Raw genomic sequence first — 20,151 nt, forward strand, 5'->3', positions numbered from 1 at the left:
GCTAAATTTCTTTGATTATTATCAGTCTTTTTATTCATAACAAATTGTTTTAAACAAAATCTCTTCAATCCAAATCCACTAACTTTTTAACTTAATGACTATCAACTTTACTGTTTACGCCGCATCATACAACCCGCGCACCACCCTGCCGATGGCGGCGATGCCTTTTTCCAGCATTTGAGCGTCCTGCGCGATGCTCATGCGGATGCACTCGCGGGCGTGTGGGTAATCCTGCGTTTCGATGCCGACGAAGAAATGTTCGCCCGGGATAATCAGCGTGCCTTCGGCTTTGAGCATTTCGTACAGGGTTTGCGACGAAACGGGCAGGTTTTCAAACCAGAGCCACAGGAAAATCGCGCCTTCGGGTTTGTGGATTCTCAGCGGATACGCGCCCAATTCGCGTTTGAGCAGCAAGACGGCAGTTTGCGCCTGATTGCGGTAAAACGGCCGGATGACGTCGTCTGAAAGCTGTTTCAGACGACCATCCTGTAGCAGCGGCGTTGCGATGGCTGCGCCGAAGCGGGTGGGCGACAGGTTCACAATTGCGTTCAGGCTGCTGACGGCTTTGACCACTTCCGGCGCGGCGACGATGATGCCGGTGCGCACGCCCGGTAAGCCGACTTTGGAAAGGCTGAAGCAGAGGATGATGTTTTCGTGCCAATTCAGCGTCACGTCGCTGTAAATGATGTTGGGGAACGGCATTCCGTAGGCGTTGTCGATAATCAGCGGAATGCCGTGTTCTTGCGCCAAAGCGTCCAGCCGCGCCATTTCGCCGTCGGTCAGCACGTTGCCGGTCGGGTTGGTCGGACGCGAACAGCAAATCGCGCCGATTTTGCCTGCTTTGAGTTCGGGCAGGCTTTCCAGTGCATCAAAGTCCACGCGGTATTTGAAGAAACCTGCTTCGCCTTCGTGTTCGACCGCTTCGATTTTAGGTTTCACGGAAACGAAGTGCTGCCCTTCGACATGCACGTCGGCATAGCCGATGTATTCGGGCGCGAGCGGCAGCAGGATGGCTTTCTCTACGGAAAGGTCGTCTGAAACCTTGAATTTTCCGCCGAAGAGGTTGAAAAGATAGAAAAACGCGTTCTGCGAACCGTTGGTCAGCGCGATATTGTCGGCGGTCAGGTTCCAGCCGTATTCGCGGTTGAGGAAGGCGGTCAGCGCGTCAATTAGCGCGGCATCGCCCTGGGGATTGGAGTAGTTGCCGATGTTCTCGACAGCGTGTTCCGCCGCCAGCTTGGAAAATACGTCGGCGAACACGGCGTTGACTTCGGCGATCCGCGCCGGATTGCCGCCGCCGAGCATGTTGACGGGCTTGTCGCTTTTGAGCGCGTCGCCGAGGTCGTCCATAAGTTGCAGGATGCCGCTGTGTTGCGTGAATTTTTCGCCGAATGCCGAGAACTGCATGATGACTCCGTGTAAATATGATTGGCGGGGATTATATCAGCTTGATATGTCGAGGGGTCGTCTGAAAATGAATGTGGCGGATTTTAGCCACAACCGCTCCGACACGGGGGATGTGTGACCGCCATTCATCCGCCCTGCCCTCTCAAAAATTCAGACGACCCGATGAATCTCATCGGGTCGTCTGAAAATGTGAAAGTCGGAAAAAGGGAAGAAGCTTAGCGGATTTTCAGCGTACTCAATCCGATTAATACCAAGACGATGGTGATAATCCAGAAGCGGACGACGACTTGGGTTTCTTTCCAGCCTTTTTGTTCGTAGTGGTGGTGGATAGGCGCCATCAGGAAGATGCGTTTTTTGGTTTTCTTATACCAGCCGACCTGAAGCATAACGGACACAGCTTCTACGACGAACAGACCGCCCATAATCACTAAAACAAATTCTTGACGGACGATGACGGCAACGGTACCGAGTGCCGCACCCAATGCCAGCGCGCCGACGTCGCCCATGAAAACTTGCGCGGGATAAGCGTTGAACCACAAAAATCCGAGACACGCGCCGCACATGGCGGTACAGAAAATCACGACTTCGTTCGCGCCTGCGACATAAGGCAGTTGCAGGTATTGGGCGAATTGCGAGTGTCCGCTAGCGTAGGCGAAGATGGCAAGGCCGGCGGCGACGAGGACGACGGGGAAGGCGGCAAGTCCGTCAAGGCCGTCGGTCAGGTTGACGGCGTTGGAAGTGCCGACGATGGTCAGATAGGTCAGCACGACAAAGCCGACTACGCCCAGCGGCAAGGCGACTTGTTTGAAGAAGGGAACGATCAGGATGTTGTTGGAGCTATTGGAAGCGAGGTAAAACAGGGCAAGCGCGGCGATAATGGCGACGCTCGACTGCCACACCATTTTGAATTTGGGAGAAACGCCGTTGGGGTCTTTATAGACGACTTTGCGCCAGTCGTCGTAAAAACCGAGCGCGCCCGTGGCGAGCAATACGCCCAAAAGAATCCAAATATACGGGTTTGCCCAGTTGCCCCACAAGATTGTGGACACGGTGATGGCGGTCAGAATCAGCGAACCGCCCATAGTCGGCGTGCCGTTTTTGATAAGGTGGGTTTGCGGTCCGTCGGTGCGTACCGCCTGCCCGACTTTCAACTGCGTCAGTTTGCGGATGGTCCACGGACCGAGCAGCAGGGAAAACGCCAAGGCGGTCAAGGCTGCCATGACGGCGCGGAATGTGGTGTATTGAAAGACATTCAGACCGGACAACCAGTTACTGAAATGTGCAAGCCATAAAAACATGGGGCTTCCTTTTGTTTTTGTTGTTACATTGGGCTTATCGCCCATTTTAAAGTTTGGTTTTGGGGTCGTCTGAAAAAGTTTCAGACGACCTTTGGAGATTATCAAGCAGGTTATGACAGTCAGGGCTTAATGAAGTTCACTTTATATTCAGGTTTTTAGGGAACTTTTATCCGTTATCCAGACCGCTGGCGGCGTTATGAAGCGGAGACGGCGTTCGCGTCTTTCTCAATCACGCAAATCGGATCATTTCCTGGATTTTTGCCGCCGCCCAAGTCCAGACAAAGGTCATCATAAAGATACGCCTGCGTCCGCATTCCGGCATAAAACGCACCAATCAGCGCGGTAATCAGCAATAGGGCTTTCACAAAACCGCGGCTGTTCATTTTCAGACGACCTCTTTATCGAGCAATGCCTCGACCACTTCTTCCATCTTCATAAAGCGCGAACCTTTCACCAATACGGTGGCGCGTTCGGGCAAATCGTGGCTCAACACTTGAATCAACGGGTCTTTGGCAGCAAACCACAAACCGTCCGCGCCAAACGTTTCCGCCGCTTCGACGCTGTTGTCGCCGACAAAATAAGCCGCTTCGATGCCTTGGTCGCGGGCGTACGCGCCGACTTCGGCGTGCATGGCGGCGGCTTCATCCTCACCCAGTTCGCCCATATCGCCCATCACAAAAATACGCGGCGCAGGCATACGCGCCAACACGTCAATCGCGGCTTTCATGCTGTCGGGGTTCGCGTTGTAAGTATCGTCAATCAAGGTCGCGCCTTTGATGCCGGACTTGACGTTCAGACGACCTTTGATGTTGCTGAAACCTTTCAAACCTTCCGCCACATCGTTCAAACTCAAACCCGCAGCCAAAGCCAACGCGGCGGCAGCGGCGGCGTTGTGGACATTGTGGCGGCCGGGAACAGGCAGCACCACGTCGGCGCGCTCGTTGCCGCACACCAAATCAAATTCGCACGACAAAGGTTTCAGCACGATATTTTCCGCGTGGACATCGCCGCTATCGACGCCGAAAGTCTGTTGCTGATGATCTTGGGAGGTCGTCTGAAACACCGCGGCATGTTCGTCTTCGCACGGAATCAAAGCCAATCCGTCTTCGCCCAAACCTTGATAAATCTCGCTTTTCGCCTTGGCAATATCGTTCGTGCCGTCAAAACCGCAGCCGACATGGGCGCGCAGGGCGTTGTTGACCAAAGCGGCATCGGGTTTGGCAATTTGCGTCAAAACTGCCAGTTCGCCGAAATGGTTCATGCCCATTTCGATGACTGCATAGCGGTGTTTTTCGTTTAATTTCAACAAAGTCAGCGGCAGCCCGATGTGGTTGTTGAAGTTGCCCGCCGTCGCCAAAACGGCATCATCGCCGAAACGGCGGCGCAATACCGCAGCCAGCATCTCCTTCACCGTCGTCTTGCCGCCCGAGCCGGTAATGCCGAATACAAACGGGTTCACATTCCCGCGCCACGCCTTCGCCAGCGTTTGCAACGCGGCAAGCGTATCATCGACTTTCAACGCACCATCCATTGCAGCGCAATCTTCGCGCGAAACCACAACCGCCGCCGCACCCGCAGCCAATACGTCTTCAACGAAATCATGCGCGTCAAACCGCTCGCCCGCCAATGCGAAAAACACATCGCCCGCGCGGATGTCGCGGCTGTCGGTAACAATGCGCGAAACAGGTTTGTTTTCAGACGACGTCGGAAGGTTGAGGGTTTGGCAGATGAAATTTAGGTCTAGTGGTTTCATGGTTTCTTTCGTTTGTTTTTTTCAGACGGCCTTACATAACCATCCGTAAATGTTTCATCATAGATTTAGGTGTAACAAAAGTTAAACCGTACATACTGCCTAATGCTACTGCCTGGTTTTCCTCTAAATCGGCAGCCAATATCACAAAACGGTCATCCGGCAAATTCAATCGTTTTTTCAAGCGTACATATTTTTCAATGTCTCGTCTGAATTCCCCTGATTTACATTCCACCACAATCGGCTCTTTACCTATCGGCAAAAATACGACATCCAACTCCTGTTTATCTTCATTGCCGAATTTGACTTTTACATTTCGCGCGCAAGAAAAAGCATAACCCTTGCCTTTTTGTTTTGCTTCTTCAAGCATTTTGCCCAACGCAAACCATTCAAGCCAACCACCACAAAAAAAGTGTTTGATGGCAGTGGCACGTTGCAGATTCAAGCGGACAATTTTTTCCTGTTTCTGATAAAAATACTTAGAAAACAGAGTATGGCTATAAAATTGTCGGCATAGATTATTCATTGTTTGCCCATCTTTTTGCGACATTTTGCCGACATCCAAACTAATGCTTGTATGGTTGTGGCTATATGCCCAACTGATCTGACCCAACATATTTTTAGTAATCTGATAATTGCTGCCCAATTTAGCGGCAGCCTCATCAAAAAAACCGCTCATATTTACCGCCTGTAAGTTAAACATCGGCACAATATTGGCTCGGGCAAACCATTGCCGTATCGGCTCATGCTGTTTTTCAGTAGCTAAAATGTCAGTTTCTGATAAATTGACGCCTGCCAGCGGATTATAATTTTGGTTTTCCGAACCGGTATCTTGCTGTGCATTTTCCTCCCCACCGTCTTCCTGTTGCTTCAAAGCCTGCAATTCCCGGTTCACCGAAAAATAACGCTCCAACAATTTACTGACAAAAAATAAAGTGTCGTAAACCCTAACCGGAGCCGTGCATTTTGGACAAGCAATTTCACTCATTCCGGATTCATAGTCATGCTCATTCATGCAGCCGCATTTATTGCAGCGAAAAATACCCATAATGTTCCCTTTTTATTTGTTTCAAAATTTATTTCAGACGACGTTTGAAAATTTTATCTTTCCTGATTAATCAACGGATAAGGATTAATCGCACCGCTTGGCAGATACACGCCGTAATGCAGGTGCGCCGGCGTGGTTTTTGCGTTGCCGGTTTTGCCGACATAGCCGATGACCTGTCCTTCTTTCACACGTTCGTACAGGCGGACGTTGGCGAATTTGTTGAGGTGGGCATAATAGTGCCATGCGCCCGGTCCTTGTATGCCAATGACTTTGCCACCCAATCGGTTGCGCCCGATTTTGGTTACGATACCGGGTGTTGTGCTGCGTATCGGCGTGTTTTTCTTAGCGAAAATATCCACGCCTTCATGTCTGCGTCCTTGACTGCGCGCTGCGCCCCAAGTGTCGTCAAAACGCTTGCCTTTAACGGGATTGGGCAGGCTTTGTGCCGCCGGCGGTTCTTTCGCCCTCAGTTCGGCAATTTCGGCGTTCGGGCGCGGCAGTTGTTTGGTGGTACAGCCCGCAAATAAAATTATGGCTGCACTGATTAAAAGGGTTTTTGTCGGCATTTTCAGCATCAAATCGGTCTCCTCGTTTTTCAGACGACCTTTGAAATTCGAAATCAGGGTCGTCTGAAATAACTGTGATGGGTTTAATGGCTGACGTGCCGTAATGCGTGTGTTGTGTTGCTTTTATTGTGGGGGATAAACGTTTTCAGACGACCTTAAGGCTGCCGGGCCGTCTGAAAATTGATTACATTGTTGTTAAATTTATAGTGGAATCGATAAGTTGAATATGAAGTACAACAAAACCTCTCTGCCTTATGGTGACTTCACTCTGTCTGCATATACTCAAAAATTAGTCTTCAATATCGATATATCCCAAATCGATCAGTGCCTGTTCCACATTTCCGACTGCCTCATCATCATCTTTTACCATCAGTAGGAAAGCATTTTCGGTATAACCAATGTCTATTAGTCGAAGTCCATGGGGCTTAAGTAATGCATCGTAAGCATCTGAAACAAAGATATGGGCATTGAACATCGCAAACATATTCATCTCATCACTCTCACAAAGCTCGTCCAATTCATCTTCTTCATCCGGCACGGCAATGCCTTCTTGAGTGCAAAATGCTGCTACCGTACGATCGCACACTTCGTCATCAATTTCTGTCGTATCTATTTCAATACCCAGTTTTTGTATAGGATAAAACCGCTCTAATTCCAAATATGGATTTTTCCATTCCATATAATCCATAAATTGATGATCAGCATAATGCCATTCACCTGATTCGCTATACCAACCTAAATGCTTAAATAACCAATCACACACCAAATCCTCATTTTCAGCCGGAGGAGCTTTGGGTAAATCTTCACGGGTTAAGTAAGGGACGGCTGCAAGTAAGGCATTAAATAAAGGAGTATAACGTTGCATATTTTTACCTATTAAAAGTGAGATGGAGTAATGTGTAATTTCCTATTTGCCAATGACCTTAAGGAATCATCTGGAAAATATTTTTACCTGAGTTCTGCCAACGCTTTCTCTGCAACTTCAAAATCAGAAAAATGATGTTTTACGCCCTGCATATCCTGATAATTTTCGTGTCCTTTGCCGGCAATCAGGATAATGTCGTTTGCGGCAGCGCGTTCGACTGCGTAACGGATAGCGGCGGCGCGGTCGGCTTCGACGCATTCGGGCGCGGGAACGGCGGGCAGGATGTCGTTGATGATGTCTTGCGGATTTTCCAAACGCGGGTTGTCGCTGGTTACGACAACTTTATCCGCGCCCTGTACGGCTGCTGCACCCATCAGCGGGCGTTTGCCGCGGTCGCGGTTGCCACCGCAGCCGAATACACACCACAAAGCCGCGCCCTGCGGTTTGATTTCCTGCAAGGTGGAGAGTGCTTTTTCCAATGCGTCAGGTGTGTGGGCGTAATCGACAACGACCAAGGGCTTGCCGCTGTTCATAATGCAGTCCATGCGGCCTGAGGCGGGACGGATTTTTGCCAGCACATCCAATACTTTATCAAGCGGATAGCCGTTGGCACAAAGCAAGGCGATGCAGGCAGCGAGGTTTTGCGCGTTGAACCGCCCAAGCAGGCGGGTACGGCAACGGCCTTCGCCCCACGGGGTTTGAAATACGGCTTCCATGCCGTCTGAAGAGGCGGTGAAATGAACAATGCGGATGTCGGCGTGTTCGCTGAAGCCGTAGCTGTAAACGGCCAAATCGGGGCAGTCTTTTTTCAGACGACCTGCGAGTTCTGCGCCGTATTCGTCATCTACGTTGATAACGGCGTGTTTCAAGCCGTGCCAGTAAAACAGGCGCGACTTGATGGCGCCATAGGCTTCCATCGTGCCGTGGTAGTCGAGGTGGTCTCGTGTGAGATTGGTGAAGATTGCGCTGCAGAATGGCACGCCGTTGACACGCGATTGGTCAAGGCCGTGGCTGGAGACTTCCATCGCGGCGGCTGTTGCGCCTTGTTGACGGAAACGGTAGAGCAGGGTTTGGACATCGACGGGAGCAGGGGTGGTGTGCGTGGTTTCTTCCAATGCGCCCCAAAAGCCGTTACCAACCGTGCCGATAATGGTGGTTTTTTCGCCCAACAAATCGGCGGCTTGTGCCAGCCATTGTGTGATGGAGGTTTTGCCGTTAGTACCGGTTACGCCCCAAACTTTGAGGTCGTCTGAAACGTTGCCATACACTTGCGCCGCCAACATACCGGCACGGTGTTTCAAATCTTTGATGCCTTGATTGGGGACTTTCCATTCGGGATTCCACGCAAATTTGCCATCGTCGTCCCAAAAAACAAAAGCCGCGCCGTTGGCAATGGCAGCGGGAATATAACTGCGTCCGTCGGTATATTCACCCTGACAGGCAACGAAAATATCACCTTGTTTAATTTGACGGCTGTCTGAATGCAACAAACGCCCTGCTGCGTTTGCACACAGCAGAGGCGGAATGTTGGTTTCAGCTAAAGGGGTTAACTTGCTGAACATAAAATAATCTCGTTGATACTCGGATTAAGACGGTGTTTTGACGGCTGCAACATTAGTCAGAGGTTTGGTCGGAGAAACGCCCAAAATGTTCAGGCTACCGCCCATGACTTGTTTGAAGACCGGACCTGCCACTACACCGCCGTAGTAACCGTTTGCAGTCGGTTCGTCGATGGTTACCGCTACAATTACACGGGGATTTTTAGCAGGGGCAAAACCGATGAAAGTGGCGACGTGTTTGTTATCAACGTAACGTCCGTTGACCAACTTACGTGCCGTACCGGTTTTCGCACCGACGTCGAAACCATCTACCGCACCGGCAGTACCTGTACCACCTGGCTCGGTTACAGAAACCATCAAATCACGAACTTCACGCGCAGTCAAAGCTTTAATGACACGTTTGCCTTTTGGCGCAACCGCCTGTTTCTCAAAGCTGACCGGCAACAATTCGCCGTCATGTGTCAACATGGTATAAGCACGCGCCAACTGCAGCAGGCTCAATTGCAAACCGTAACCGAAAGACATGGTTGCCTGTTCAATCGGCTGCCATCTGCGCCAGCTTCTCAAAAGACCGGCTGTCTCACCTGGGAAACCGGAGTGCATCCGCACGCCAACACCCAAATCATGATAAAAATCATACATTTCTTTAGGAGTGAATTTTGCAGACAGTTTGCTGGTACCGACGTTGGAAGATTTTTGCATGATGCCGCGCACATCCAAAGTAGGATACACATGGGTATCGCGAACAGTAGCAGGTCCGATTTTGTAAGGCATGGTGTTAAAACGATCAGCCAAACCGACTTTGCCGGAATCCAATGCTTTTGCAATCGTAAACGGCTTCATGGCGGAACCCGGCTCGATCATATCGGTAACGGCACGGTTGCGGCGCTGTTCGCTATCTGCGCTGCCCGGTTGGTTCGGATCATAAGCAGGGCTATTGACCAGAGCCAAGATTTCGCCGGTTTGTGCATCCAATACCACAACGGTACCTGCTTTGGCTTTGTGATAAGCCACTGCTTTATTCAGCTCATCATAGGCAAGTGTTTGAATACGTTGATCCAAAGACAAAACCATGTCCTGCCCGTTTTTCGGATCGCTGTTGCGCGGAGAATCCAAACTATCGACGATATTACCTTTATTGTCGCGCAAAACCACTTTCGCACCGTCCGCACCATGCAGACTGTCTTCACGCGACAATTCCAAGCCTTCCTGTCCTTTGCCGTCGATATTGGTGAAACCGATAACGTGCGCGAACAGGTTGCCCATCGGATAATGGCGTTTCAGCTCTTTTTGGAATGCCAAGCCTTTAATACCCAAGGCTTTGATTTCTTCCGCCTTCTCTTGACTGAGTTGACGCTTCAGATAGATAAAATCTTTATCTTTTTTCGCCAATTTGTCCTGCAATGTTTCAACAGGCATATCAACAATTGCTGCCAGCTTGGTCAATTGTTCGGCAGTCGGCATTTCTTCCATACCGGAAGGCATGGCATACAAGGATTCAGTCGGTGCACTCAACGCCAAAGTCGCGCCGTTACGGTCCGTAATCATGCCGCGCGACGCAGGTAAAGTCAGGGTACGGACAAAACGCTGATCGCCCTGATTTTTCAAAAACTCATGCTGCGTGGTTTGCAAATAGATGCCGCGAGCCAGCAGTCCGACAAACGCAGCCGCAATCAGCCACAACACCAAAGAAATCCGCCCATCACTGGTGATGGGTTTTTTAGCTTTGGCTGTCTTGGGCAGCATGCTCGGTTTATATTCGTTTTTAATCAACATCTTAACATCTCAATTCATAATCACCCGAACCGTGTCTTTATCGAACGGCACCAGTTTGCAGTGCCGGATAAGCCGGCTATATTATTTTTTTCGTTCCACCATCACGGTATTATCCGCGCCGGGCGGTTTGAGGCGCTGCTTCTCAGCCGCCACCTTAATCAGCTTGTGATTCGCCAGCCGCGCCTGATCCAATTTCAAGCGTGCATAGTCCTGATCAAGCTTGATTTCCTGCTTTTGCGCTTTATCCAAAGCGATGAAGTGCAAACGCGATTGGTCTTGCACAGTGACCACCGCAAAAGCAGATACCGATACCAAGACCAACAAAAGGATATTTAATTTATTCATTATTTTCAGACGATCTCAATCTGTTTGTTCCGAGGACACCTGCCCCACATAATGCTTATTCTGTAATCTCACCGCCCGTCCGCTCCGCCACGCGTAAAACTGCGCTGCGCGCCCGCGGGTTGGAAACGGTTTCCTCAACACCCGGCTTTATCGCCTTTCCCACCGTCTTTAACGGCGGCAGAGGCAAATCCGCTTCTTTTACTGCCGCCCAGCGCGGCAAAGGAGGATGTTGCGAATACTTTTTGACAAACTGTTTCACGATGCGGTCTTCAAGCGAATGAAACGCGATAACCGCCAAACGCCCGCCCTGTTTCAGACGACCCATCACTTGCGGCAGAACCGCCTCTACCTCTTCGAGCTCGCGGTTAATAAAGATGCGAACTGCCTGGAAGGTGCGCGTCGCAGGGTCTTGCCCCCGCTCACGAGTACGGACGTTTTGTGCCACGAGCTGCGCCAGCTTGCGGGTTGTATCGATCGGACTTTCTGTCCGTTGCGCAACAATGGCGCGCGCAATCTGGCGACTAAACCGCTCTTCACCATAATTCTTGATAACCTCGTGCAAATCCTGTTCCGATGCTGTTGCAATCCACTCTGCGGCAGACATTCCGCGTGTCGGATCCATGCGCATATCCAAAGGTGCATCAAAACGGAAACTGAAACCCCGTGCGCCGTCATCTATCTGCGGGGACGAAATCCCCAAATCAAACAACGCACCATCTATTTCTTCAATACCCAGCTTATCCAGGGTCGTCTGAAAACTGGAAAAACCGTCATGGACTACTGTAACGCGCCCATCCTGCTCAGCCAGCTGTTGCGCCGCCTCAATCGCTTGCGGGTCTTTATCGAACACAATCAGACGACCTTGACTGCCCAGACGGGACAAAATCAATCGGGAGTGCCCTCCCCTGCCGAACGTCCCATCCACATAAATACCGTCCTCACGAACCGCCAGAGCATCAACCGCCTCATTTAACAAAACGGTGATATGTTGATATTCAGCATTACTCACAATTGCAAATCCGTCTGACTTAATTGGAACGCCAACTCTTCAGGATCGTCATCCAAAGCCTGAGTCATTTCAGCTTCCCATTGCTCACGACCCCACAATTCCAAGCGGTTGGCACGACCGACCAAGGTAACGTCTTTTTCAAAATCCACCCGTTTGCGCAGATTGGCAGGAATCAGTATGCGACCGGCACTATCCCATTCCAGCGTATCCGCATTGTGCAGCAGCAGATTTTGGTAGCGCTGCAACATCTGGTTCCCCGCTGTTTTCAGGCGCAAAAGCTGCTCGACAACCTTTGCCCATTCAGCTTCCGGATACATCAACAATTTTTCACGGGAATCCAAAGTAACCACAATCGACGGCGTATAATGGCGCAGCAAAATATCGCGGAACTTGGCAGGAATTGCCAACCGCCCTTTGCTGTCAATACTCAATTCGTGAGCGCCACCAAACACAATTTCGTCCTATCGGTTTAAATCGGAATTTTTTGGGCAATGCAGACACTTTTACCCACATCGCCCCACTAGCCCACACTATAAAAAATTTTAACGCCTCGGTCAAATCGCCTTACTCTAAAATCCCAGTACATATGCAACAACAAAATCATTAAAAAACAGTATTTTAACCAAACAAGCACACAAGCCGAACTACCCATTTTACCCGATTTGGCTTTTAAAAACACAATATGTAGTATTAAAAATCTCATTTATACACAATATATGGTATGAAAAAATGAAAAAACGCCCCTTTTCCGTTCACGTTATAATAGACAAATAAATTCACAAATTTTACATTATCTAACAGTTATGAAGGCAAACCTCCCCCTCCCCTCCCCTGTCGCGCAAGCCTCAAGTTCCAAACTATTTGAAATCATCACACAGGAAATAAAAGCCCAAAATAACTGGATTCCTTTCTCACGATTCATGGAGCTTGCACTCTACACACCCGAATACGGTTACTACACCGGAGGCAGCCATAAAATCGGCACAGACGGCGATTTCATTACCGCCCCCACCCTCACCCCATTGTTCGGACAAACCCTCGCCCGACAACTTGCCGAACTACTCCCACAAACTGCCGGCAACATCTACGAATTCGGTGCAGGTACAGGACATCTTGCCGCCACCTTATTGAAAAGCCTTTCAGACGACCTCAAGCATTACTACATCATCGAACTTTCCCCCGAACTTGCCGAACGCCAACGCCAATTCATCGCAGAACACACCACCCCGCAACTGACACAAAAAGTCATCCACCTGACCGAACTGCCCGAATCCTTCGACGGCATCATCATCGGCAACGAAGTCCTCGATGCCATGCCTGTCGAAATCATCCGCCGCAATCAAAACACCTTTCAACACATCGGTGTCTCCATCAACCCCGACGGACAACTCGAACAAAGTCCGCAACCCTTAAACCAACCCGACCTCCTCCGTTTAGCCGCCACCTACTTTCCCGAAACCGAACGCCCCTACACCAGCGAGTTACACCCCGCCCAATACGCCTTTATTCTCACCCTCGCGCAGAAAATCACACGCGGTGGCATGATATTTATCGACTACGGTTTTGATGCCGCCCAGTATTACCACCCGCAACGCGATGAAGGCACACTCATCGCCCACTACCGCCACCACACCATTCACGATCCGTTTTTCCATATCGGCCTGACCGACCTGACCGCCCATGTCAACTTTACCGACATTGCCCAAGCAGGCACTGACGGCGGACTGGATCTCATCGGCTACCTGCCTCAGTCCCATTTTCTATTCAACCTAGGCATTACCGACCTGCTGGCACAAACCGCACCTCCAGGCACTGCAGACTACCTCCGTGTCAGCACTGCCGTACAAAAACTGACCGACCAGCACGAAATGGGTGAACTCTTCAAAGTCATCGCTTTTGGCAAAAACATCGACATAGACTGGACAGGCTTCCGCTTTGGCGACATCTGCCACAAACTCTGACCACCTCCCCTCACACATACCCCGTTAACAAACACAGAGGTCGTCTGAAACGCAATTTCAGACGACCTCATCTATGCTTTATTCCATTAAAAAACAAAAACAAAACACAAAGTACAAAATAAAACTTGCCAAAAATTCAAAACAACATATAATAGCGACTTCACGAAACGGCGAATTAGCTCAGTCGGTTAGAGCAGAGGAATCATAATCCTTGTGTCCGGGGTTCGAGTCCCTGATTCGCCACCAAATTTCGGGGGTATAGCTCAGTTGGTAGAGCGCTTGCATGGCATGCAAGAGGTCAGCGGTTCGATCCCGCTTACCTCCACCAGATAAAAAAGACCTTGTTAAAACAAGGTCTTTTTTTGTATTTATTAACGTCAGCGTAGATTAACAACTCTGCATACGTTCCAAATAATCAATTTTCCAAGTGCCCAATACAAAAAACAAATCTGTCTCACTCCATCCTCTCTATTCACAACTTCATCACATCCCCTTTATTTTTAAGAGGCTGCCAAAGCGAAATTATCTTGGCAGCCTCTCATATCGTAGTTTTCACTTGTTCTGTTTTATATGAAGTTATGGACTTATTCTAAAGACATTACTTGACCTTTATAGATACGGAATCAGAGTTTGGCGCAAAATTTCCATATCTGTAACCTTCGTAATGTTTGCCTTACCCAGACGATCCAAACCAATAAAGCGCATGACGCCGCCACTCACTTTTTTATCATGACTCATGTGCTCTATCCATTTTTCAAATTCAAACCTCGGCGGTGCTGATGGTAATTTTGCAGCCTCAAGCAATGCCGCAATACGATGCGTATCCGTCTCATGGATTTTACCCAGTTTCTCGGATAACCGTCCTGCCAATACGCATCCTGCTGCCACTGCCTCTCCATGCAGCCACACGCCATAACCCATTTCTGCCTCGATAGCGTGCCCAAAAGTATGCCCCAGATTCAACCATGCACGGATACCTTGCTCTGTCTCATCTTGAGCCACAATCTCCGCTTTCATTTTACAGCAATGGTACACAGCCTGCGCAAGTTTTTCCTGATCCTGCATCATCAAATCGGTCATATTCTGTTCTAACCACTCAAAAAACTCAATGTCACCAAGCGCACCGTATTTAATGACTTCCGCCATACCGGCAGATAATTCGCGCTGCGGAAGCGTTTTGAGTGTAGATAAGTCCGCTAGTACAGCCTTAGGTTGATAAAACGCACCTATCATGTTTTTCCCAAGCGGATGATTAATTGCCGTCTTTCCACCAACTGAGGAATCAACTTGGCTTAACAATGTTGTCGGCACTTGGATAAATGGCGCGCCTCGTTGATAAGTCGCCGCAGCAAAGCCGACCATATCGCCGATAACCCCCCCCCCTAATGCAATCAAGGTCGTTTTGCGCTCTGCCCTATTTTGCATTAAGCCATCAAAAATAAGATTGAGCGTTTGCCAGTTTTTATATTCTTCCCCATCCGGCAGAATAATACTGAAACTGGGAATACCCAATCTATCCAAGGTCGTCTGAAAAGCTTCTAAGTATAAGGGCGCAATCGTCTCATTCGTAACGATGACCACTTTATTACTTAAATATGGCTTTAATAAAACATCAGCCTGTTCAATAAGATTATTCCCAATAAAAATGGGATATTGATGTGAAGGAGTTTGGACAGTCAGGGTTCGCATCTTGATTCCTTGTTGTTCTCTAGGCACCAACGATCATTTAAGGTCGTCTGAAAAGACTTTATCGTTGAGTTATTGATAACAAATCCATTATTGATTTAATACCTCAAATAAGCGCTTCACAGTTTTGGCACAACTATCGGACTCAATCACAATGTGCGCAGTATTTCGATATAAAGGATCACGGGTATTATAGAGTTCCTGCAACTTAGCAAGCGGGTCCTTCACTTGCAACAAAGGACGGCTATTATCATAACGGGTTCGCTCTAACAAAACTTCAGGCGAAGCATGAAGATACACGACCGTACCATTCCGACGCATATTTTGCCTATTTTCCTCACGCAAAACCGCCCCTCCTCCTGTTGATAAAATAATATCCTTCATCGCAGTCAGTTTCTTGAGCATAGCAGTCTCTCGATTGCGAAACCCTTGCTCACCCTCCATCTCAAAGATGAGCGGGATAGACACACCTGATGCTGTACAAATTTCATGATCGCTATCATAAAACGGACGATCCAACATTTGGGCAATATACCGCCCCAAAGTGGTTTTACCGGCACCCATCAAGCCAATCAATATTAAATTACCGTTGATTTTTTCCATAAAAAGCATTTTATACGATACTCAGCATTATTTGTGCTACCCATCAAAACTCATGCCTACCAGCACCACGCATCAATTTGTAACCCATTGACCTTAATCGTTTTTTATTTCAAATTCCTAAAATTCTTTGACTGTTATATTAGACGTACAAATCCCGATTCCCAAATCGAATAAATAAAAAAACGGACAGATATCAAAAAGATATCTGCCCGTTTTTAACTCATTTACTTAATAACGCAAATTACTACCCACGCCATCCATGATGCGAGGCGTTATGAAAATCAACAATTCGCGTCGTTCTTCTTTCTTAGCTCGTGATTTAAACAAGTTTCCTACTACAGGAATATCGCCAAGCAATGGAACTTTATTGATAGTATCGCTATTGTCTTCTTCATAGATACCACCAACAATCAAAGTACCACCATCTTCAACCATAGCCTGAGTATTCAAGTTCTTAGTCTGAATACACTTGGTTATCAAAGAATCTACAGTACAGTCGACCGGAGTATCTTTAGTTATCTTAACGGTCATAATGATTTGACCATCCGGAGTTACATTAGGGGTAACTGTCAGACCCAAAACCGCTTTTTTGAATGAAACCGAAGTCGCACCACTTGAAGAAGCTTCTTGGTAAGGAATTTCGGTACCGGATTCAATCGTAGCTTCTCGACGATCCTGAGTCAGAACGCGCGGATTAGAAATGGTTTTGCTCTTACCAGTTGCTTCAGAAGCAGAGATTTCCAAACCTAATGCACCAGATGACAAGGCTCGTACCAAGGCAATGCTATTTGTTGCTGCCGTAGCTGGCAGGCTCACGTTAGGCTGCAAAGACCAAGTTGGGTAAGCAGACTCTCCGCGGAATACTGAGGCGTTAGTATTGTGGTTACCCTGAGCAGCTGACCAATCATTACCCCAAGAGTTTCGTCCTCTTGCACCGGCAGCACCAAACTTAACACCCAAATCGCGTGAGAATCCGTCTTTTGCTTCTACAATACGTGCTTCAACCATAACTTGACGCGTAGGAACATCCAACTCATCAATCAATTTACGGAATTTCTCGATGACATTTCGATTATCTGTAACAATCAAAGTATTTGTTGCAGGATCAATCAAAGCACTACCTCGGCCGCTCAACAAGGTATTGCGACCATTGGAATTGCTACTTCCATTGTCTTCCAAACGAAGAATTTTACGGAACTCCTCCACATTTTTATACTTCAATTGGAAAGTTTGTGAATACAAAGGACCAAGTTCTGCAATTTCTTTTTCCGCTTGCAAGAATGCCTTATCTTTTGCCAACAACTCATCACGCGGCGCAATATTGATGATGTTACCTTGGCGACGCATATCCAAATTGCGGGCTTGCATCACCAAGTCCAATGCCTGGTCCCAAGGTACATCTTTGAGCGATAAAGTCATTTTACCGTTTACTGTATCGCTAGCCACAATATTGACACCTGACTCTTTTGCAAGAATCTGCAGAATAGTGCGGACTTCAACATCTTGGAAATCTAAAGAAATTTTACGACCATTGAACGATTTATTTGAATTACTGCCCTTCAAACCACGTGACTCTGTGTCAGCAGCTTTAGGTAAAATTTCAAAAGTGAAATGTCCTGCCGCTGGCTTAGTGCGAACTTCCCAGTTTGTACTATTTCGAATGATCAGCTGAGTATCATTACCGATACGTTTTAAAGTGATATTTTTTACCGGCGTGTTGAAATCACCTACATCCAAACTACGTTGTGCTTGTGTTGGTAACAGGTAGTTTTTCAATGTAATGATGACACGATCACGCTGTTGCTTGATATCAGGCTGCCCAGTAAAAGTCGGAACGCTTAATTCAACAACACCTGAATTGCGTGAGCCTTTACGGAAGTCGATATTCGCGGAATTAGCGACTTGCTTTGCTTTTTCTGACGGAACAGAATCCTGCATAGAAGGCTTATTATTTGATACAGACATTGCTGAATTTCGGTCAGCTGACTCGCTGACAAAAACCCAAACTTCATTACCATGAATTTCAGTATTGTATTGGGCAGTTTTATTCAAACCCAACACAATACGGGAACGGTCATTATTTTGCGCGGCCGTAATCTGATTTAACAACGGATCAGCATACTCTAATACTGATTGAGGCAATCGAATTGTAGTATTCGCAAAATCAAGTGCGATTCTTGCCGGAGCTGAAGTAACAAAACCGCTCGGACTGGTTACGTCACGATCAAAACGGATTTTGATAATTTTTTGGCTATCAGGAAGAGTAGATACATTAATATCAGTAATATTACCTGCAAAAGCAGTTTGCACAGCCATGGCTACGCCAATACTGGCAAAAAATTTTGTCATGTGCTTAGTTTTCATAAAGTGAGACCCCTTAAATTTAATTTGGAATTGCGGCAGATTCGCTTCGAGCTTCAGCTGTCGAAGCACCACTTGAACCTTCATCTGACTGTGTACTTAACGGCAATTCTGCCTTTCGATATATCCAGTTACCAGAACTGTCCTCTATTAATTCAGTCAAAGTAATTTTATCCTCGGTAATCGTTTGGATTTTACCGTAATTTTGACCGATATAGTTGCCCGGCATAACGGTATAAACATGTCCATTTACATCGATAAAGCCAGATGTCTTGTTATTACCACGCAGAATACCGACATAACGCATATTTTCCAAACTGAATGCTTCCAATGTTTCTTTTTGACGATTCAAATTAGGAGCATTATTCCCCTTGGGTGCATTTTCCAAACGTCGATAGTCAAATGCATTTAACCCATTATATGCTGGAGGCGTATATGCAGCCGGCGGAGTAATCGTCGGTGCTTGAAATGGAGTAACCTTAGTTTTAGCTTTATCTTGCGTTTGTTTTATCCACATATTTAAATCATCATGAGTGGGGGAACATGCTGCTAAAGATAAAACACCTACGAGTAAGATAGTATTTTTCATGATTTCCCTAATAACTTTTATTTATTGTCAACTTCAGCACCGTTCTGAGTATCGCTACCATTAGCCTGCGCTTCTTTCTGTTTGGCAGCAAGCTCAGCAGCAACTTCTTCCGCAGGACGAGCCTTGTAAGTTGTTGCCGTAGCGCTAAGCGTTAAGATATCACTTTTACCCTCTTTACCACCTTTTCCGTCTGCCGCTTGGGAAAGCTTCAAAGATTCCAAAGTAATGATTCGCGATAAACCTCCGACATCGCGAGCGAACTGGCTAATCTGATTATGCTTACCCGTAATGGAAATTTCATAGGGTAATTTTTGAATTGGACCATCATTAACCGGAGCTTGAGGCACAACACTGTCCAACCGCAAACCATTAGCGGATCCAGCCTGATGCAATTCTTGGATCAAATTAGGAATCTCAGCATCTGTCGGTAGTTGCTTCAACAAAACATCAAAAGCTGAACGGATAGATGCCAACTCCTCCTGAAGATTATGCAAATTAACAGCCTCAATACTTTTTTTCGTATATGTTTCCTTTAGTTCGGCTTCTTTAGCTTCCTGCGTAGAAAGTGTCTCGAGTTGCTCTTTGAAAACACCTACATACCCTATCGCCAAAACCCCCGCTATTGCCAACCCTGCAATAAACAACTTAGCAGGCATATTTAATAAATAGAGGTTTTGGATATCAATATTTTTTGTTTTACTTACAGACATTTATTTTACCTCTTGCTTCTGTTCGCCAGCCTCAGTCGCGTTAATGACTGGATTTTGTGCGGACACTGATGGGTGACTTGAACTATTCAACAAAACCTTCAGAGTAAATTCTTGATAATTATCAATTTTCTTAATACTCAAAAGCTCTGGCTGAGCAAACACTCCTGTACTTGGCAAAGAACGCATAAGCATAGCGATCTTATTATCACTACTTGCCCGACCTGTCATTTTATAAGATGTCGAACTTTCCGCCTCTAATGCTGTCAAATAAGAGTTATCGGGAGTAACTACATTTAAGCTGTCGATAATGTAAGCAGCTTGCGAACGTTTGTCCTGCAACTCTTCTACTTTTTGTTTTTTTGATAGGAAATTTTCTTTTTCTTGCTGCAGTTTTAGGATCTCCCCTAAAGATTCATCCAGCTTTTTAATTTCCCTCTCTAGAAGAGCATTACGGTCTTCCTGCCTGCTGATCGCATTATTAATCGTCAAATATGTCAATGCCGATATGCCTGCACCAACCAACAATGCCGAAAGCATCAATACTTTGAATTGTTGCTTTTTGCGCTGTTTGATTTCTTCCCTATAAGGAAGAAGGTTAATCTTAACAAATTCAATCAT

At 47.4% G+C, this 20,151-nt stretch carries 19 protein-coding genes and 2 tRNA genes; 3 read left to right on the top strand and 18 right to left on the bottom strand.

Annotation, left to right across the window (positions count from 1 at the left end; translation table 11 throughout):
* Positions 1-114 precede the first annotated feature (114 nt).
* The 12 genes from DBZ16_RS06575 to mraZ form a co-directional block, all read right to left on the bottom strand.
* The gene (locus tag DBZ16_RS06575; RefSeq protein ID WP_107813392.1) at positions 115-1,407 is read right to left on the bottom strand and encodes a valine--pyruvate transaminase; all 1,293 of its coding nucleotides are present in this window, start codon (positions 1,405-1,407) and stop codon (positions 115-117) included.
* 215 nt (positions 1,408-1,622) lie between these two features.
* Positions 1,623-2,705, bottom strand: a complete 1,083-nt coding sequence (gene mraY, locus DBZ16_RS06580) for a phospho-N-acetylmuramoyl-pentapeptide-transferase (RefSeq protein ID WP_070492456.1) — start codon at positions 2,703-2,705, stop codon at positions 1,623-1,625.
* Positions 2,706-2,899: 194 nt separating this feature from the next.
* A complete protein-coding gene (locus tag DBZ16_RS06590) occupies positions 2,900-3,088 on the bottom strand; it encodes a hypothetical protein (RefSeq protein ID WP_107813393.1) in 189 nt (62 codons plus the stop codon).
* A gap of 2 nt (positions 3,089-3,090) precedes the next feature.
* Positions 3,091-4,458 (bottom strand): UDP-N-acetylmuramoyl-tripeptide--D-alanyl-D-alanine ligase, encoded by a 1,368-nt coding sequence (locus DBZ16_RS06595; RefSeq protein WP_107813394.1) that lies wholly within the window; start codon positions 4,456-4,458, stop codon positions 3,091-3,093.
* Between the two features lie 31 nt (positions 4,459-4,489).
* Positions 4,490-5,503: a hypothetical protein gene (locus DBZ16_RS06600; RefSeq protein WP_107813395.1), complete on the bottom strand. Its 1,014-nt coding sequence runs from the start codon at positions 5,501-5,503 to the stop codon at positions 4,490-4,492.
* Between the two features lie 53 nt (positions 5,504-5,556).
* Positions 5,557-6,078 (bottom strand): M23 family metallopeptidase, encoded by a 522-nt coding sequence (locus DBZ16_RS06605; RefSeq protein WP_107813396.1) that lies wholly within the window; start codon positions 6,076-6,078, stop codon positions 5,557-5,559.
* Positions 6,079-6,358: 280 nt separating this feature from the next.
* A complete protein-coding gene (locus tag DBZ16_RS06610) occupies positions 6,359-6,934 on the bottom strand; it encodes a hypothetical protein (RefSeq protein WP_107813397.1) in 576 nt (191 codons plus the stop codon).
* Between the two features lie 83 nt (positions 6,935-7,017).
* Positions 7,018-8,496, bottom strand: a complete 1,479-nt coding sequence (locus DBZ16_RS06615) for a UDP-N-acetylmuramoyl-L-alanyl-D-glutamate--2,6-diaminopimelate ligase (protein WP_107813398.1) — start codon at positions 8,494-8,496, stop codon at positions 7,018-7,020.
* A gap of 24 nt (positions 8,497-8,520) precedes the next feature.
* On the bottom strand, positions 8,521-10,269 hold the full coding sequence (locus DBZ16_RS06620) for a peptidoglycan D,D-transpeptidase FtsI family protein (protein WP_107813399.1): 1,749 nt from the start codon (positions 10,267-10,269) through the stop codon (positions 8,521-8,523).
* Positions 10,270-10,350: 81 nt separating this feature from the next.
* Positions 10,351-10,614: a cell division protein FtsL gene (gene ftsL, locus DBZ16_RS06625; RefSeq protein WP_003761340.1), complete on the bottom strand. Its 264-nt coding sequence runs from the start codon at positions 10,612-10,614 to the stop codon at positions 10,351-10,353.
* Positions 10,615-10,669: 55 nt separating this feature from the next.
* On the bottom strand, positions 10,670-11,623 hold the full coding sequence (gene rsmH / locus DBZ16_RS06630) for a 16S rRNA (cytosine(1402)-N(4))-methyltransferase RsmH (RefSeq protein ID WP_107813400.1): 954 nt from the start codon (positions 11,621-11,623) through the stop codon (positions 10,670-10,672).
* Positions 11,620-12,075: a division/cell wall cluster transcriptional repressor MraZ gene (gene mraZ, locus DBZ16_RS06635; protein ID WP_107813401.1), complete on the bottom strand. Its 456-nt coding sequence runs from the start codon at positions 12,073-12,075 to the stop codon at positions 11,620-11,622. Before mraZ ends, rsmH begins: the two co-directional genes overlap by 4 nt.
* Positions 12,076-12,426: 351 nt before the next feature.
* Between mraZ and DBZ16_RS06645 the strand changes: the two genes are divergently transcribed.
* The 3 genes from DBZ16_RS06645 (at position 12,427) to DBZ16_RS06655 (ending at position 13,912) form a co-directional block, all read left to right on the top strand.
* On the top strand, positions 12,427-13,584 hold the full coding sequence (locus DBZ16_RS06645; RefSeq protein ID WP_107813403.1) for a class I SAM-dependent methyltransferase: 1,158 nt from the start codon (positions 12,427-12,429) through the stop codon (positions 13,582-13,584).
* A 169-nt stretch (positions 13,585-13,753) separates the two neighbouring features.
* A tRNA-Met gene (locus tag DBZ16_RS06650) sits at positions 13,754-13,830 on the top strand.
* 6 nt (positions 13,831-13,836) lie between these two features.
* Positions 13,837-13,912 (top strand) — tRNA-Ala (locus DBZ16_RS06655).
* Between the two features lie 281 nt (positions 13,913-14,193).
* On the opposite strand, the gene aroB is transcribed toward DBZ16_RS06655, so the two are convergent.
* The 6 genes from aroB to DBZ16_RS06685 all read right to left on the bottom strand — a co-directional run bounded on the left by aroB (position 14,194) and on the right by DBZ16_RS06685 (position 20,151).
* The gene (gene aroB / locus DBZ16_RS06660) at positions 14,194-15,273 is read right to left on the bottom strand and encodes a 3-dehydroquinate synthase (protein ID WP_107813404.1); all 1,080 of its coding nucleotides are present in this window, start codon (positions 15,271-15,273) and stop codon (positions 14,194-14,196) included.
* 87 nt (positions 15,274-15,360) lie between these two features.
* Positions 15,361-15,873, bottom strand: a complete 513-nt coding sequence (locus tag DBZ16_RS06665) for a shikimate kinase (RefSeq protein ID WP_346426864.1) — start codon at positions 15,871-15,873, stop codon at positions 15,361-15,363.
* A gap of 228 nt (positions 15,874-16,101) precedes the next feature.
* The gene (gene pilQ, locus DBZ16_RS06670; protein WP_107813406.1) at positions 16,102-18,237 is read right to left on the bottom strand and encodes a type IV pilus secretin PilQ; all 2,136 of its coding nucleotides are present in this window, start codon (positions 18,235-18,237) and stop codon (positions 16,102-16,104) included.
* A gap of 19 nt (positions 18,238-18,256) precedes the next feature.
* Positions 18,257-18,823, bottom strand: coding sequence for a pilus assembly protein PilP (locus tag DBZ16_RS06675; RefSeq protein WP_107813407.1), 567 nt, complete (start codon positions 18,821-18,823; stop codon positions 18,257-18,259).
* A gap of 17 nt (positions 18,824-18,840) precedes the next feature.
* On the bottom strand, positions 18,841-19,533 hold the full coding sequence (locus DBZ16_RS06680) for a type 4a pilus biogenesis protein PilO (RefSeq protein ID WP_107813408.1): 693 nt from the start codon (positions 19,531-19,533) through the stop codon (positions 18,841-18,843).
* Entirely contained in the window at positions 19,534-20,151 is a 618-nt protein-coding gene (locus DBZ16_RS06685) for a PilN domain-containing protein (RefSeq protein WP_107813409.1), read from the bottom strand.

The sequence above is a fragment of the Neisseria sicca genome (genome assembly GCF_003044565.1).
Lineage (GTDB): Bacteria > Pseudomonadota > Gammaproteobacteria > Burkholderiales > Neisseriaceae > Neisseria > Neisseria sicca_A.

What these genes read in the sequence shown, in the direction of transcription:
- DBZ16_RS06685 (WP_107813409.1), bottom strand. Translation starts at nt 20,151, where the DNA reads ATGATTGAATTTGTTAAGATTAACCTTCTTCCTTATAGGGAAGAAATC.
- DBZ16_RS06645 (WP_107813403.1), top strand. Translation starts at nt 12,427, where the DNA reads ATGAAGGCAAACCTCCCCCTCCCCTCCCCTGTCGCGCAAGCCTCAAGT.
- DBZ16_RS06600 (WP_107813395.1), bottom strand. Translation starts at nt 5,503, where the DNA reads ATGGGTATTTTTCGCTGCAATAAATGCGGCTGCATGAATGAGCATGAC.
- aroB (WP_107813404.1), bottom strand. Translation starts at nt 15,273, where the DNA reads ATGCGAACCCTGACTGTCCAAACTCCTTCACATCAATATCCCATTTTT.
- DBZ16_RS06665 (WP_346426864.1), bottom strand. Translation starts at nt 15,873, where the DNA reads ATGGAAAAAATCAACGGTAATTTAATATTGATTGGCTTGATGGGTGCC.
- pilQ (WP_107813406.1), bottom strand. Translation starts at nt 18,237, where the DNA reads ATGAAAACTAAGCACATGACAAAATTTTTTGCCAGTATTGGCGTAGCC.
- DBZ16_RS06595 (WP_107813394.1), bottom strand. Translation starts at nt 4,458, where the DNA reads ATGAAACCACTAGACCTAAATTTCATCTGCCAAACCCTCAACCTTCCG.
- DBZ16_RS06620 (WP_107813399.1), bottom strand. Translation starts at nt 10,269, where the DNA reads ATGTTGATTAAAAACGAATATAAACCGAGCATGCTGCCCAAGACAGCC.
- ftsL (WP_003761340.1), bottom strand. Translation starts at nt 10,614, where the DNA reads ATGAATAAATTAAATATCCTTTTGTTGGTCTTGGTATCGGTATCTGCT.
- DBZ16_RS06680 (WP_107813408.1), bottom strand. Translation starts at nt 19,533, where the DNA reads ATGTCTGTAAGTAAAACAAAAAATATTGATATCCAAAACCTCTATTTA.
- mraY (WP_070492456.1), bottom strand. Translation starts at nt 2,705, where the DNA reads ATGTTTTTATGGCTTGCACATTTCAGTAACTGGTTGTCCGGTCTGAAT.
- DBZ16_RS06675 (WP_107813407.1), bottom strand. Translation starts at nt 18,823, where the DNA reads ATGAAAAATACTATCTTACTCGTAGGTGTTTTATCTTTAGCAGCATGT.
- DBZ16_RS06605 (WP_107813396.1), bottom strand. Translation starts at nt 6,078, where the DNA reads ATGCTGAAAATGCCGACAAAAACCCTTTTAATCAGTGCAGCCATAATT.
- DBZ16_RS06610 (WP_107813397.1), bottom strand. Translation starts at nt 6,934, where the DNA reads ATGCAACGTTATACTCCTTTATTTAATGCCTTACTTGCAGCCGTCCCT.
- DBZ16_RS06575 (WP_107813392.1), bottom strand. Translation starts at nt 1,407, where the DNA reads ATGCAGTTCTCGGCATTCGGCGAAAAATTCACGCAACACAGCGGCATC.
- DBZ16_RS06590 (WP_107813393.1), bottom strand. Translation starts at nt 3,088, where the DNA reads ATGAACAGCCGCGGTTTTGTGAAAGCCCTATTGCTGATTACCGCGCTG.
- DBZ16_RS06615 (WP_107813398.1), bottom strand. Translation starts at nt 8,496, where the DNA reads ATGTTCAGCAAGTTAACCCCTTTAGCTGAAACCAACATTCCGCCTCTG.